This is a genomic window from Streptomyces sp. RKAG290, assembly GCF_023701695.1.
In the GTDB taxonomy this organism is placed as follows: domain Bacteria; phylum Actinomycetota; class Actinomycetes; order Streptomycetales; family Streptomycetaceae; genus Streptomyces.
Genome location: NZ_JAJOZC010000001.1, coordinates 3,781,749 through 3,795,180, shown reverse-complemented (window position 1 = coordinate 3,795,180; position 13,432 = coordinate 3,781,749). Strand labels below are relative to the sequence as shown.

11 protein-coding genes and 3 pseudogenes are annotated in these 13,432 nt (G+C 72.8%); 6 read left to right on the top strand and 8 right to left on the bottom strand.

All coding sequences use genetic code 11. The annotated features are described in order from the left end of the window. Positions 1 to 40: 40 nt before the first annotated feature. Positions 41 to 769 (bottom strand): response regulator transcription factor, encoded by a 729-nt coding sequence (locus LNW71_RS16610; RefSeq protein ID WP_250968937.1) that lies wholly within the window; start codon positions 767 to 769, stop codon positions 41 to 43. Further along, entirely contained in the window at positions 766 to 2,040 is a 1,275-nt protein-coding gene (locus LNW71_RS16605; protein WP_250972038.1) for a sensor histidine kinase, read from the bottom strand. Before LNW71_RS16605 ends, LNW71_RS16610 begins: the two co-directional genes overlap by 4 nt. Before the next feature lie 290 nt (positions 2,041 to 2,330). Between LNW71_RS16605 and LNW71_RS16600 the strand changes: the two genes are divergently transcribed. The 3 genes from LNW71_RS16600 (at position 2,331) to LNW71_RS16590 (ending at position 5,028) form a co-directional block, all read left to right on the top strand. Further along, positions 2,331 to 3,278 carry an ABC transporter ATP-binding protein gene (locus tag LNW71_RS16600; RefSeq protein WP_250968936.1) on the top strand — a complete coding sequence of 316 codons (948 nt, stop codon included), beginning with the start codon at positions 2,331 to 2,333 and terminating at the stop codon, positions 3,276 to 3,278. After that, the gene (locus tag LNW71_RS16595; RefSeq protein WP_250968935.1) at positions 3,275 to 4,255 is read left to right on the top strand and encodes an ABC transporter permease; all 981 of its coding nucleotides are present in this window, start codon (positions 3,275 to 3,277) and stop codon (positions 4,253 to 4,255) included. Before LNW71_RS16600 ends, LNW71_RS16595 begins: the two co-directional genes overlap by 4 nt. Positions 4,256 to 4,401: 146 nt before the next feature. After that, complete coding sequence (locus tag LNW71_RS16590; RefSeq protein ID WP_250968934.1) at positions 4,402 to 5,028, top strand: precorrin-8X methylmutase; 627 nt, start codon at positions 4,402 to 4,404, stop codon at positions 5,026 to 5,028. Between the two features lie 90 nt (positions 5,029 to 5,118). Here LNW71_RS16590 and LNW71_RS16585 read toward each other — a convergent pair whose 3' ends face one another. The 5 genes and pseudogenes from LNW71_RS16585 to LNW71_RS16565 form a co-directional block, all read right to left on the bottom strand. Then, positions 5,119 to 5,586: an anti-sigma factor antagonist gene (locus LNW71_RS16585; protein WP_250968933.1), complete on the bottom strand. Its 468-nt coding sequence runs from the start codon at positions 5,584 to 5,586 to the stop codon at positions 5,119 to 5,121. An 82-nt stretch (positions 5,587 to 5,668) separates the two neighbouring features. Then, positions 5,669 to 6,891: pseudogene (locus LNW71_RS16580) on the bottom strand (ABC transporter permease). Beyond that, positions 6,888 to 7,601, bottom strand: coding sequence for an ABC transporter ATP-binding protein (locus tag LNW71_RS16575; RefSeq protein WP_250968932.1), 714 nt, complete (start codon positions 7,599 to 7,601; stop codon positions 6,888 to 6,890). The pseudogene LNW71_RS16580 and the gene LNW71_RS16575 overlap by 4 nt, the downstream one beginning before the upstream one ends. Further along, positions 7,598 to 8,658 (bottom strand): annotated as a pseudogene (locus tag LNW71_RS16570) (efflux RND transporter periplasmic adaptor subunit). Before LNW71_RS16570 ends, LNW71_RS16575 begins: the two are co-directional and overlap by 4 nt. Then, positions 8,655 to 9,176: a hypothetical protein gene (locus tag LNW71_RS16565; protein ID WP_250968931.1), complete on the bottom strand. Its 522-nt coding sequence runs from the start codon at positions 9,174 to 9,176 to the stop codon at positions 8,655 to 8,657. The pseudogene LNW71_RS16570 and the gene LNW71_RS16565 overlap by 4 nt, the downstream one beginning before the upstream one ends. Positions 9,177 to 9,307: 131 nt before the next feature. Here LNW71_RS16565 and LNW71_RS16560 point away from each other — a divergent pair, with 131 nt between their 5' ends. Together LNW71_RS16560 and LNW71_RS16555 are read left to right on the top strand one after the other, a co-directional pair. Further along, positions 9,308 to 9,973, top strand: coding sequence for a response regulator transcription factor (locus LNW71_RS16560; RefSeq protein ID WP_250968930.1), 666 nt, complete (start codon positions 9,308 to 9,310; stop codon positions 9,971 to 9,973). Next, positions 9,970 to 11,178, top strand: coding sequence for an ATP-binding protein (locus LNW71_RS16555; protein ID WP_250968929.1), 1,209 nt, complete (start codon positions 9,970 to 9,972; stop codon positions 11,176 to 11,178). The genes LNW71_RS16560 and LNW71_RS16555 overlap by 4 nt, the downstream gene beginning before the upstream one ends. A gap of 217 nt (positions 11,179 to 11,395) precedes the next feature. Here the strand turns inward: LNW71_RS16555 and LNW71_RS16550 are convergent, their stop codons facing one another. Then, a complete protein-coding gene (locus tag LNW71_RS16550) occupies positions 11,396 to 12,172 on the bottom strand; it encodes a cobalt-precorrin-6A reductase (RefSeq protein WP_250968928.1) in 777 nt (258 codons plus the stop codon). 11 nt (positions 12,173 to 12,183) lie between these two features. On the opposite strand from LNW71_RS16550, the pseudogene LNW71_RS16545 reads away from it, so the two are divergent. Then, a pseudogene (locus LNW71_RS16545) lies at positions 12,184 to 13,298 on the top strand (cobalt-precorrin-5B (C(1))-methyltransferase). The last annotated feature ends 134 nt before the right edge of the window (positions 13,299 to 13,432 follow it).

The following is a 13,432-nucleotide window of genomic DNA, read 5'->3' as shown; positions in this document are numbered from 1 at the left end:
GACGCTCGCCCGGGAGGCCGGCTGGAGCGGCGTGGGTGGTTCACGGTTCGCGCCGCCCGCCGTCCGCGCCGCCCGGGACGGGTATGCCGTCCCGGGCCGCGCTGACCAGCCCGGTCTCGTAGGCGGCCACCACGGCCTGTACGCGGTCGCGCAGTTGGAGCTTGGCGAGGATGCGCGAGACGTGGGTCTTGACGGTCGTTCCGGACAGGTGGAGGCGGTCCGCGAGTTCCGTGTTGCTCAGTCCCCGGGCGAGCAGGCGCAGCACTTCGAGTTCGCGCGGGGTCAGCGCGGAAAGGTCGGGGTGGAGCCCCGCGGGAGTGCCGGCCGGCGGCGCGGGTGCCTGGCGGGCGTGCCGTTCGACGAGGCGGCGGGTGATGGCCGGGGCCAGCAGCGCGTCGCCCGTGCGGACCACGCGGACCGCCGCGACCAGGTGTTCCGGGGTGACGTCCTTGAGCAGGAAGCCGCTGGCTCCGGCCGTCAGCGCCTCGTAGACGACGTCGTCCAGGTCGAACGTGGTCAGGATGATCACACGCGGTTCGCCGGGCGCGCCCGTGAGGATGCGGCGGGTGGCCTCCAGGCCGTCGAGTTCGGGCATCCGGATGTCCATCAGGACCACGTCGGGCCGGGTGCGACGGACCGCCCGGACGGCTTCCGCGCCGTTGGCGGCCTCCGCGACCACGTCGATGCCCTCCGACGCCAGGATCATCCGGAAGCCGGTACGGACGAGCGCCTGGTCGTCCGCGACCACCACACGCAGCGGGCCGGTCACATTGCCTCCAGGGGAATCAGGGCGGCCGTGCGGAAGCCGCCGCCGGGGCGCGGGTCCGCGCGCAGGGTGCCGCCGTAGAGGCTCAGGCGTTCACGCAGGCCCATGAGCCCGTGTCCGTCCCCGGTGGCCGCGGAGGTGCTCGGGCGGCCTCCGGTGTCGGTGATCTCCACGTACAGGCGGCCGGCACCGTATTCGACGACCACCTTCGCGCTCGCGCCCGCCGCGTGCTTCACCGTGTTGGTCAGCGCTTCCTGAACCACCCGGTAGGCGGCCAGGCCGACGCCCGGCGGCACGGGGTGGGGCGTCCCCGTCACGGTCAGTTCCACGGGTACGCCGGTGCTCCGCACCCTGCCGACGAGGGACGCCAGCTCGTCCAAGCCCGGCTGCGGGGCGAGAGCCGCGGAGCCGGTGCCGGTACCTGCCTCGCCGTCGTCGCCGGTGTTCATGGTGAGCAGTCCCATGGTGTGGCGTAGTTCCGCCATCGCCGCCCGTCCCCCGGACTCGATCGCCAGAAGCGCCTCGAGGGTCAGGTCGGGGGCGGCGTCCATGACCTTCCGGGCGGCGCCGGCCTGGATGACCATCATGCTGACGTGGTGGGTGACCACGTCGTGCAATTCCCGGGCGATACGGGAGCGTTCGCGTTCGGCGGCGCGGTCGAGCTCCTCGGCACGTGCGCGTTCCAGCTCGGCCATCCGCGTCTGGCGTTCGTCGGCGCGCAGCTTCCACGTGCGCAGGCCGCCGGCGGCCGCAGCGAGGGGGATGAGGATCAACAGGGGGACGTACTCGTTCGGAACGGTCGGCACCTCCGCGGCCCTGACCCCGTTGAGCACGAGGAGCGCCACCGGGATGCTCGCCGTCGTGGGCATCCGGTACGGGCTGTGGACGACGGCGCTGTAGGTCGCGATGACGAAGGCGTAGAAGACGATCCGTGCTTCGCTGTCCGGCGCCAAGAGGCCCGCGGCCATCACGGCCCACAGCACGGCCAGCGGATAGCGGCGGCGCAGGACCAGGGGCACCGAGCACAGGAGCACCGGGGCCAGCGCACCGAACCAGGTGGCCGCCCCTTCGCGTACCTGTGTCACACCGCCGACGTCCTGGTACGTCGTGCCCGTTCCGGCGCTCACCGCGTAGTCGACCGCCACGGCGGCGAAGACCAGCGCCAGCACGGCGTCGAGCACCAGGTCGCGTGCGTTCGGCCGGGGCAGCGGGCCGGCCGGCCGCACCAGCGCCGCGTACCCGTCCCGCAGCCGGCCCGCCGCCGATACGTACATCACCGGCCCATTGTCACCGGCTGCCCCGCCCGGCGGCATCCTCCCCACGGACCGGCACCGCCCGGCCACGTACTTCGCCCGGCTACATCGCAGGGATGACGGCGGCCGAGGTCCTCCCGGCGCAGGAGCCGAAGGGGCCCGGCAGCCCGACGCGCCGGTGCGGCCGGCCCTCGTAGCGTCCGGCAGGTAGGACATGCCGCATCACGCAGAAGGGAGTTGCCCATGATCACAAAGACCTCAGGGGCTACCGGGATCACGAGAACAGGGACCGCACGGACCGGGGGGCCCGCATGAGCGCCGTACTGCGGGCCCGGGGTCTGGGCAAGCGGTACCGGCAGCGCTGGGCGCTCGCGGACTGCGACCTCGACGTGCCGGCCGGGAAGGTCGTCGGCCTCGTCGGTCCCAACGGGGCGGGCAAATCCACCATGCTCAATCTCGCCGCCGGCATGCTCGCACCGACCACAGGCACGATCGAGGTCTGCGGCGGCCGGCCCGGCCAGAACCCGGCCCAGCTTGCCAAGGTCGGCTTCGTCGCCCAGGACACACCCACGTACGCGGCACTGAGCGTCGCCGATCATCTCGCGCTCGGCGCCCGCCTCAACCCCTGCTGGGACGACGCCCTCGCCCGCGACCGGATCCACCGCATCGGCCTGGACCCGGCCCAGCCCGCCGGTCGGCTCTCCGGTGGCCAGCGCGCCCAGCTCGCCCTGACGCTCGGTATCGCCAAGCGGCCCGAACTCCTCGTCCTGGACGAACCCGTCGCCGCGCTCGACCCGTTGGCCCGGCGGGAGTTCATGGAGGATCTGACGGTGGCCGCGCAGGCGCACGCGATGGGCGTCGTGCTCTCCTCCCACCTGGTCTCCGACATCGAGCGGGTCTGCGATCACCTCATCGTCCTTGTCGCATCCCGGGTCCAGGTGGCCGGCGACATCGACGCTCTGCTGGCCTCGCACCACCGCCTCACCGGCCCCCGGCACGAGCACGGTGGCCTTTCCGCGCCGGCCCTTCCCGACGGCTCCCACATCGTCTCCACCACCCGCACCGACGACCGGACCACCCTCCTCGTGCGCACCGCCGGACCGGTTGACGGACCGGTTCACGCCCCTGCCGAGCTCGCCGTCGCCAGCTGGAGCACCGGGCCCGTCCCCCTCGAAGACATCGTTCTCGCCTACATGAGCGCGAGCCGGCCCGCCCTCGCGGACCGGGCGTCCCGACCCACCTTGGAGAGCCTCCGATGATCTGGCTGACCTGGCGTCAGTTCCGTTCCCAAGCCGCGGTGGTCATGGTCGCGGTCGTCGCCCTCACGCTCATCCTCGCCGCCACCGGACCGCAGCTGGCCGACCTCTACGACACCGCGGGAAGCGATCTGATGCGCCGACTCACCGGGGCGGATCAGGCCACGTACTACGCAGCCGGAGCGGCCGTCCTCCTCGTCCCGCCGCTCGCCGGGATGTTCTGGGGTGCGCCCCTGGTCGCGCGGGAACTGGAGGCCGGTACCCACCGCCTGGCCTGGAACCAGAGCATCACCCGGGCCCGCTGGCTGACGGCCAAACTCGCTCTCCCCGGTCTGGTGGCCGTGGCCGCCGCCGGGCTGACCAGCCTGGCCGTCTCCTGGTGGAGCGGCCCGATCGACCGGGCCATCGGCGCCGGCGGATCCGACAACACCGACAACTTCGTCCCGCGGATCGATCCCCTGGTGTTCGGCGCCCGCGGCATCGCCCCGCTCGGTTACGCGGCGTTCGCCTTCCTGCTCGGCGTCGCTCTCGGCCTCCTCATTCGTCGCACCGTGCCCGCCATGGCCACCACCCTGGTGCTCTACACCGTCGTACAGGTCGCGATGGTGCTGTGGGTCCGGCCCCGGCTGGCCGCGCCGCTCCGCATCGACGCACCGTTCACCGCGGACACGATGGCGAATTACGGCATCGACTCGGTGTCCCAGGTCGACATCGGCGAGCCGGGCTCCTGGGTCGTCTCCGAGCAGACCGTCGATGCCTCCGGCCACGCGGCCGCCCACATGCCCCCTGCCTACGCCGTCTGCGACTCGGCCAAGGCCTGCATCGACGCGCTCGCCGACGCGGGCTATCACCAGCGGGTGAGCTACCAGCCCGCGGGCAACTTCTGGGCCCTCCAGTGGGCCGAGACCGGTATCCACCTCGCTCTCGCGGCCGGCCTCGCCGCCCTCTGCGCGTGGTGGATCCGCCGGCGCACGGTCTGAGCGGGAGCTCACACCTGTGGCCCGGGCGGCGTACGCGCCGGTGCTACGGAGATACTGCCGGTGCGGCGTCCCGTGCCCGGCTTGGGTCGCGCGGCCGCGCCCGGACGGCCGTTCCCCGATGCAGAGACGAAGAGAGCGAACGCACTGTGCACCAGTACGAGAAGGACGGACCGGCGATCTACCGCCAGTCCTTCGCCACGATCCGCGCGGAGGCGGATCTGACGGGACTGCCCGCCGATGTGAGCCAGGTCGCGGTCCGGATGATCCACGCGTGCGGCATGGTCGACCTCGTACGCGATCTCGCCTTCACCCCGGACGTGGTGCGCCGGGCCCGCGCGGCGCTGCGGGCCGGGGCGCCCGTCCTGTGCGATGTGTCCATGGTCGCCAGCGGCATCACCCGCAGGCGGCTGCCCGCGGACAACGAGGTGGTGTGCACGCTGTCCGACCCGGCGGTTCCGGCTCTCGCGGCGGAACTCGGCACCACCCGCAGCGCAGCCGCCCTGGAGCTGTGGCGCGACCGGCTGGACGGTGCGGTCGTCGCCGTCGGGAACGCGCCCACCGCCCTCTTCCGGCTGCTCGAAATGATCGAGGAGGGCGCACCGCGGCCCGCTGCCGTGATCGGTGTCCCGGTCGGCTTCGTCGGCGCCGTCGAGTCCAAGGACGCCCTGGCCGCACACCCCTCCGGGCTGGAGCACCTGATCGTGCGCGGCCGTCGTGGCGGCAGCGCGATCGCGGCCGCCGCCGTCAACGCGATCGCCGACGAGAAGGAATGAGCGGGTAGGGCCTGCCGCCGCCCTCGCGCCGCGAGGGGGTGCGGTCCACCGTCACGAGCGCGGCGCGAGCGGATAAGGCCTGCCCGCCTTTCACGGTCGCGCCGCCCGGGTGAGGGCGTGCTCCAGCGTGGGGGCGGGCCGCAGGGCCGTACCGAGCCCCGTGGCTTCGAGGATCCGCAGGTGCCAGGGGCGGGTGCAGACCACGCTCAGGCAGCCGCCGGACCCCAGCGTTCTGCGGCGGGCCCGGCACAGGAGTCCCAGGGTGATGCAGTCGAAGAAGTCGGCCGGCCGCAGATCCACGACCACTCGGGCTCCCGGCGGAGCGGCGGCGGCATCGAGATGCGCCCGGACCGCGGGGACGGTGGCCAGGTCGAGGCTTCCGCGGAGTTCGACGACAGTGGCCGTGCCGCGAACGTAGGTGCGTGCGCTGGAGCAGCGGACGGGAAGTACTCCGGGCAGCCGCAGCCGGGCAGCCGTCGGGTTCGATCCCGACCGCCACGCGGTCTGCCGGACCCCCGGAATCGAACCCGGCTCGGCTCGCCGGTGGTTGGTGTCCATCAGGTCTCCTCCGCGCCGCGGGCCCGCGGCCCGAGTCGTCGGCCGGGCTGTGCCCTCCCCTGCCCGCGGCGCTCTTCGTGGGTCAGGCGGCGTGCAGGGCCAGCGTGGGTGAGAGCCGGGCGGCCCGTACGGCCGGGTAGAGGCCCGCGACCGTTCCGATGAGCAGCGTGGAGGCGAAGCCGCCGGCGACCGCCCAGAGGGGCACCACCCAGGGCAGTCCGCCGCTCGCGGCGTACACCCCTGTCGCGGCTCCGCCCAGCAGGACGCCGGCGAGCCCGCCGAGCCCCGAGAGCATCAGCGACTCGGTGACGAACTGGATGCGGATCTGCCCCCTGGTCGCGCCCAGTGAGCGGCGCAGCCCGATCTCGTACCGTCTCTCCAGCACCGAGATGATCATGGTGTTGGCCACGCCGACCCCTCCGACGAGCAGGGCGATGCCGCCAAGGCCCAGGAGGAGGCTGCTGAAGGCACCCTCGGTGGCCGCTTTCGCCTGCAGGGCCGAGGACGGGGCGCTCACCCGTACGTCCTGCGGGTTCTGCGGGTCGATGGTGGCGGCCATCAGCTTGCGCACGTCGTGCACGGTGGCGTCCGTCGAGCGCTCGTACACCGAGGTGGGGTGGCCGTCGTAGCCGAGCAGTTCCTCGGCGGCGTCCCACCCCACCAGGGCCGAGCGTTCGATCTCCGGCGAGAGCGGCAGCGGGTCGAGGATGCCCACGACGGTGAAGTAGCGGTCGTCGACCCACACCTGCTGTCCGGGGCCGGTGATGCCCAGCCGCTTCGCGGCGACATGGCCCAGGACCACGGTGGGGTAGCGGCCGTTGGCCTTGTTGAGCCAGGTGCCGTGGCCGACCTTGCCACGCAGGACCTTCAGGAGTGTCTCCGTCGAGGCCTTGACCGCGATGCCCGCGGTCTCGTCCTTCGGGATCTTCTCGCTGCGGCGGACGGTGGCTTCCAGGTCACCGGTCGCGCCTGCCTCCTGCACGCCGTGGATCCGGCCGACCTTGCCGACCGCCCCTCGGGCAGCTTGACGGTCTCCCCGGCGAACATCGACTCCCCCGGGGTCGCCACGAGCATGTTGGTGCCCAGGGCGTCGAGCTGCTGGAGCAGTTGGGCCTTGCTCGACGCGGAGATCCCTACGACGGCGATCATCGTGGCGATCCCGATGGCGATGCCCAGCGCGGACAGCACGACGCGCATCGGCCGGCTGCGGAGCCCGGCGGACCCGACGTGCGCGATGTCGCGCGGGCTCAGCCGGGCCGCGCGCAGGGAGTCGTGCGCGGGGCGCTGCCGCGTGCCGGCGCTCACGCTCCGCCCCGTCCCGTGTCGGCGATGACCTTGGCGTCGCGTCCCGTGTCGGCGACGACCTTGCCGTCGCGCATCCGGACCTGCCGGGGCAGACGCGCGGCGATGTCCGTGTCGTGGGTGATGACGGCGATGGTGGCGCCGTCCTGATGGAGGTCGTGGAGGAGCTTCATCACGGTCTCGCCGGACGCGGTGTCCAGGGCGCCGGTGGGCTCGTCCGCGAGGAGCAGGGCGGGTTCGCCGACGAGTGCGCGGGCGATCGCGACCCGTTGCTTCTGCCCGCCGGAGAGCTCGTGGGGTTTGTGGCCGATGCGCTCGGCCAGGCCCACCCGGTCCAGGGCGGCGGCGGCTCGTCTGCGGCGTTCGGCGCGCGGGAGTCCGGAGTAGAGGAGTCCCTCGGCCACGTTGTCCTGGGCGCTGACGCCGGGCACCAGGTGGAACGCCTGGAACACGAAGCCGATGTGCTGGGCGCGCAGCGCGGAGAGTCTCCGGTCGGAGAGCTTCGCGATGTCGCGGCCGGCCACCGCGACCGATCCGCTGGTCGGCCGGTCCAGGGTGCCCACGATGTGCAGCAGCGTCGACTTGCCGGAGCCAGAGGGGCCGACGATCGCCAGCAGCTCACCCTGCTCGACCGTCAGGTCGACCCCGTCCAGTGCTCTGACGCCGCCGGGGTACTCCTTGGTGACGCCGCCGAGTGCGACCACGGTGCTCATATCTTCGGCACCCCGACCTTCATGCCCTCGCGCAGGCCACCGCCCGACACCTCCACACGGCCCTGCCCGAACAGGCCGAGCTCGACCTTCACCTCGCGGGCCTTGCCGTGCTGGACCACCTGGACGCCGAAACCGCCGTCGGCGAGTGCCAGCAGGGCGTCGACGGGGACGGTCAGCACCGCCTTGCGCGTCTCGCCGGTGAGATTGACGGTGACCGGTGCCTGGTCGATGCCGCCGACCTTGTCCGGGTCGTCGAACGCGACGGTGACGCCGATCTTGGGGGTCTTGTCCTGCGGGTCGTCGCCCGGCTCAGCACTCCTGCCGACCGAGGAGACCGCGCCCTTCGCCGACGACCCGTCGGGCAGGACGACACTCACCTTGGTGCCGACCTTCACCGACCCGCTCTCGGACACCTCCAGCGCGAAGGTCACCACCCGCTCGGAGCCGGTCGTGGACAGCACCGGAGTACCGGGCGCCACCTGGTCACCGACCGCCGCCGCACCCCCTTGACGCGGACCGCCGCCGGCGCGAAGACGATCTCCGCGGGGCCCACCTCGCCGGTCTGCTTCAGGTCGTGCGCCTTCTGCCAGCGCTTCACCGCGGCGGCGGTGAGCCCGCTGTACTCGTCGTCGACGGTGAATCCGGTGTAGCCGAGGGCCGCCAGGTTCTTCTCCAGCTGCTGTACGTCGCGGCCCTCGTCCCCGTCCTTCAGCGTGCGGTACATGGGGCCGGAGCCGTACATCAGGCGGACCGGGGTGCCGTCGATCTCGTACAGCTTCCCGTCCCGCTTCACCGCGGAACCCGCACCCGGGGCCCAGGTCAGGGTGCCGGCGACACCGGAGTTCACCTTGCGCTTTCTGGTGTAGCCGAGGGTGCCGTCGACCTGTGTGCTGTCGCTGAGATCCCCGCGTTCGACGTCGGCGGTGGCCGGGGGGAGACCGGACTCCTCGCGGACCTGACCGGTGTCCGGCTCGGCCAGCGTGGTCGCGGCAACCGCGCCGCCGCCGGCCAGGGCCAGCACGACGAGCGAGGCGATCACTGCCGTGCGGCGCCTCATCCGAGGATGCCTTCGCACGCCTTGGAGGCCGTCTCGAACTTCTTCTTCTCCGCGCCCTGCGGCATCGGCATGGCCTGCGCCATCGAGCCGTCGAACTTCGGGTCGGGCATGTTGTAGCCGTTCTCGCGCATGCACCGGGCGTGCTTCAGCATCATGTCCTTGTCGGCCTGGGTGATCTTCCCGCCGCCCCCGCCGACGCCGCCTTTGCCCGCACACGCCTTCAGCGCCTTCTCCATCTCGTCCTTGTTCATGTCGCCGCCGATGGTGAGCCCCCTGGAGTCCTCGCCGGGCTTGGGCTCGGGGACCTTCAGGCCGTGCTCCCGCAGGCACTTGCGCTCCTTGACGGCCGCGTCGTCCGCCTTGCCGGAGTCCGCCTGGCTGTTGCCGCTTCCGGCGGTGGATTTCTCGGTGCCTCCGCTGTCCGTACCTCCCGAGCAGGCCGAGGTGAACAGGGCGAGGGCTGCGAACCCCGTGGCGATCACTGCTGAACGTGAGCGGAGTGTGGTGCGCGCGGTCATGGATTTCTCCTTGCCGAAGCCTGCGGGCCGGATCTCGGCCGCACCGGCAGCGTGCCGAGGAGCGGTGTTTCGTTTCTCTCGCCGAAGTCGTTAACAAAGACGAAAGGTGCAGATGAGGTAGGACAGATGCCATGCGTGTACTGGTGGTGGAGGACGAGGCCTTCCTCGCGGAGATGATCGCCGAGGGGCTGCGCCGTGACGCCCTCGCCGTGGACGTGGCACCCGACGGGCGGACCGCGCTGCGCAAGCTGGCGCTGGGCGACTACGACGTGATGATCCTCGACCGCGACCTCCCCGACGTGCACGGCGACGAGGTGTGCCGCCGGGTCGTGGCCCAGCGCATGCTCACCCGCATCCTGATGCTGACGGCCTCCAGGGCGCTGCGCGACAGGGTGGCGGGGCTGAGCCTGGGCGCCGACGACTACCTGGGCAAGCCGTTCGCGTACGACGAGCTCCTGGCCCGCGTCCTCGCGCTCGGCCGGCGGGCCCGCCCGGCCCTCCCGCCGGTCATCGAGCGCGCCGGCCTCGTCCTGGACACCTCCCGCCGCCAGGCGAGCAGGGACGGCAGGTACCTCTCGCTCTCCCGGAAGGAGTTCGCAGTGCTGGAGACCCTGCTGCGGGCCGACGGTGCCGTCGTGAGCAGCGACGACCTCATCGAGCAGGTCTGGGAGGAGGACACCAGCTACCGCACGAGCGCGGTCCGGGTCACCTTGAGCAAGCTGCGGGCCAAACTCGGTGAACCGCCCGTCGTGGAGACCGTGCCCGGCGCCGGCTACCGCATCGGCGGCACCGCATGAGCAGCGAACGCGCCCGGCTCACCGCCCTGTACGGCGGGCTCCTCGTGCTGGCCGGGGGAATCCTGACCGGCCTGGTGTACCTCCTCGTACGCGAGGGGCTCGGCACCAGCATCTCCACCGCCCTCACCACCACCGTGCCCGCGTCGGCGCTGCCGTCGGACTGGGCCACACCGTCCCCGGCCCGGTCCGCCTCCCCGGCACCGGCCGAATCGCTGCCCGGTGTGGCGCCGGGCGAGCATGTCCCCGCCCTCGCGATCACCCGGCAGATCAGCGACGCGGCCGAGAACGCCGCCCTCAACCGCCTGCTCACGGTCTCCGGGATCGCCCTCCTCTGCTTCGCCGTCCTCTCCATCGCCCTGGCCTGGTGGATGGCCGGGCGGGTGCTGCGGCCGGTCAGCGTGATCACGACGACCGCCCGCCGGCTGTCCGGGGAGAACCTCCACGAACGCATCGCGCTCGAAGCACCGCCCGGCGAACTCAAGGAGCTCGCCGACACCTTCGACGCCATGCTCGGGCGCATCGAACAGCTCGTCTCCGCCCAGCAGAGATTCGCCGCCAACGCCGCCCACGAACTGCGCACCCCCCTCGCGGTGCAGCGGGCCGCCGCCGAGATCGGTCTCGCCGACCACCCCAGCCCCGACCGGGTGGCCGAGATCAGGACCAAGCTCATCCAGGTCGCCGACAACAGTCAGCACCTCATCGAGGAGCTCCTCCTCCTCGCCGCATCCGACCAGGGGCTCCAGCGCAGCGTTCCGGTCGCACTGGACAGCACCGTCGCCTCGGTCTCGGCCACCCTCGCCGACGAAGCGGCCGCGGCAGGCCTCACGGTCCGGACCGACTGCGAGCCGCTGACCGTGCAGGGCGACGACGTCCTGCTCGAACATCTCGTACGCAACCTGCTCATCAACGCCGTCCGCTACAACCACCCCGGCGGCAGCGTCCGCATCCGCATCCGCTCGGGCGCCCTGGAGGTCTCCAACACCGGGCCCCGGATCCCCTCCGATTCCGTACACCGGCTCTTCGAGCCCTTCCACCGCGCGCAGGAGCGACGGCACGCCCCCGGTGAAGGGGCCGGTCTCGGGCTCTCCATCGTCGAGTCGATCGCCCACGCCCACCTGGCCACCGTCACCAGCAGGGCCAACCGGGACGGCGGCCTGAGCATCAAGGTCCAGTTCAGCCCCGCGGCCAGGTCGGATCACCTGTAGCGCGTGCGGCAGCCGGGTGCGTGCGGCGGACTCTCCGGTTCAGCCCCGTGGCGGCCCGGTCGGACGACCCGTAGAGCCTGCGGACACCGGGTGCGTGCGGTGGACTCTCCAGTTCAGCCCCCGGCCCGGGTCGGACGACCCGCTACGTGGGCGGGCCCGGCGTCAGGTCCTGCCGCGCCCACCCGCAGGCCGCCCCGCCCGCAGGCACCGCCCACCCTCAGGCCCCACCCTCAGGCCTCGCCCTCAGGCCCCCCAGGAGCGCGCGCAGCCGGGCGACGGCCTGTTCCGGGGTGGCGACCACCTCCACGCCGGCCGGGACCGGCGGGCGGCGCACCACCACCACCGGGAGCCGTGCCTCGCGGGCTGCGGCGAGCTTGGGCGCGGTGGCGGCGCCCCCGCTGTCCTTGGTGACGACGACGTCGATGCGGTGCCGGCGGATCAGCTCGCGCTCCCCGTCCTCGGTGAAGGGCCCCCGGTCCAGCAGGACCTCCATCCGGGCCGGGTACGGCGGCTCCGGGGCCTGAACCGACCGCGCCAGGAACCAGAGCGCGTCCAGACCGGCGAAGGCGGCGAGCCCCGTGCGGCCGGTCGTCAGGAAGACCCGTGCGCCCAGCGAGGGCAGCACCTCGGCCGCCCCCGCCAGCGAGGCGACCGGGTGCCAGTCGTCCCCGTCGCCGGGTACCCAGCCGGCGCGGCGCAGCGCGAGCAGGGGAACATGGGCGTCAGCGGCGGCGGCGGCCGCGTGGAAACTGATCGTCCCGGCGAAAGGATGGGTGGCGTCGATGAGCGCATCCACCTGGTGCGTGCGCAGCCACGCGGCCAGGCCGTCGGCGCCGCCGAAGCCGCCGACGCGCACCTCGCCGGGCGGCAGCCTCGGACCCTCCACCCGGCCGGCCAGCGAGCTGGTCACCCAGTCCCCGGCGCCCAGCGCCGCCACCAGGAGCCCGGCCAGCCGGCGGGCCTGTGTCGTCCCGCCGAGTACGAGCACGTGCATCGGGACCCTCCATGGGTGAGGCGACGGGCGGGCGCAGCGCCCAACTCAAACACACCGGTCTGCGGCCCGGCTGGACCACCGGTGCCTGTGCGACCGCCGCCACCACGGCCGCGTACACGGCCCTGCTGACCGGCGACTTCCCCGACCCGGTGACGATCACCCTGCCCGGGGGGCAGACCCCCGCGTTCGCGCTCGCGGTGGAGGAGCTGGCCGGGGCCGGGCGACGGTCGGGGTGGTCAAGGACGCGGGCGACGACCCGGACGTCACGCACGGCGCTCTCGTGCGGGCCACCGTGCGGACGCTGCCGCCGGGCTCGGGTGTGGTGTTCATGGCCGGGCCGGGCGTGGGCACGGTCACGCTGCCCGGCCTGCCGCTCGACGTCGGTGAGCCCGCCGTCAATCCCGTGCCGCGCCGGATGATGCGGGAGCACATCGAGCGGGTCGCCGCGGAGCACGGGGGCTCGGGGGACGTGGAGATCACGCTCTCGGTGGACGACGGCGAGGAGATCGCCCGCTCCACCTGGAACCCGCGCCTGGGCATCCTGGGCGGGCTGTCGATCCTGGGGACGACCGGGGTGGTGGTGCCCTACTCCTGCTCGGCGTGGATCGACTCGATCCGCCGCGGCGTGGACGTGGCGCGGGCCGCCGGACAGACCCATGTGGCGGGCTGCACCGGGTCGACCTCGGAGAAGACCGTGGCGGCCGAGTACGGACTGCCGGAGATCGCCCTGCTGGACATGGGTGACTTCGCGGGCGCGGTGCTCAAGTACGTGCGCCGCCATCCGGTGGAACGGCTCACGGTCTGCGGTGGTTTCGCCAAGCTGTCGAAGCTCGCCGCGGGCCATCTCGACCTGCACTCGGGCCGGTCGCAGGTCGATCCGTCCTTCCTTGCCGAACTCGCCGGGGCCGGGGGCGCGGACGAGGACCTGGTGGCCGAGGTCGCCGCCGCGAACACCGGTCTCGCCGCGCTCCGTTCCTGCCTCGCGCGCGGCGTTCCGCTCGGCGACCTGGTGGCCGTCGCGGCGCGGGACGAGGCGCTGTCGGTGCTGCGGGGCGCGCCGGTGGCCGTCGACGTGATCTGCATCGACCGGGCGGGCGCGCTCGTCGGGCGCAGTGACGTGCGCTGAGGGTCCGTCAGCTGCCCCTGCCACTCCTTCGCGCGACCGCCTGCGAAGTGATGACCAGGAAATCGTAAAACCCTTGTTTCAGGGGGAGTTCGAGGTTTATCTACGCGCGGAGCTACGGTTACCGAACGATCATT

Bases quoted from the DNA above. Each gene is read 5' to 3' on its own strand.
- LNW71_RS16565 (WP_250968931.1), bottom strand. From the start codon at position 9,176: ATGACCGCGCGCACCACACTCCGCTCACGTTCAGCAGTGATCGCCACG.
- LNW71_RS16575 (WP_250968932.1), bottom strand. From the start codon at position 7,601: ATGAGCACCGTGGTCGCACTCGGCGGCGTCACCAAGGAGTACCCCGGC.
- LNW71_RS16560 (WP_250968930.1), top strand. From the start codon at position 9,308: ATGCGTGTACTGGTGGTGGAGGACGAGGCCTTCCTCGCGGAGATGATC.
- LNW71_RS16585 (WP_250968933.1), bottom strand. From the start codon at position 5,586: ATGGACACCAACCACCGGCGAGCCGAGCCGGGTTCGATTCCGGGGGTC.
- LNW71_RS16550 (WP_250968928.1), bottom strand. From the start codon at position 12,172: ATGCACGTGCTCGTACTCGGCGGGACGACACAGGCCCGCCGGCTGGCC.
- LNW71_RS16595 (WP_250968935.1), top strand. From the start codon at position 3,275: ATGATCTGGCTGACCTGGCGTCAGTTCCGTTCCCAAGCCGCGGTGGTC.
- LNW71_RS16555 (WP_250968929.1), top strand. From the start codon at position 9,970: ATGAGCAGCGAACGCGCCCGGCTCACCGCCCTGTACGGCGGGCTCCTC.
- LNW71_RS16600 (WP_250968936.1), top strand. From the start codon at position 2,331: ATGAGCGCCGTACTGCGGGCCCGGGGTCTGGGCAAGCGGTACCGGCAG.
- LNW71_RS16605 (WP_250972038.1), bottom strand. From the start codon at position 2,040: ATGTACGTATCGGCGGCGGGCCGGCTGCGGGACGGGTACGCGGCGCTG.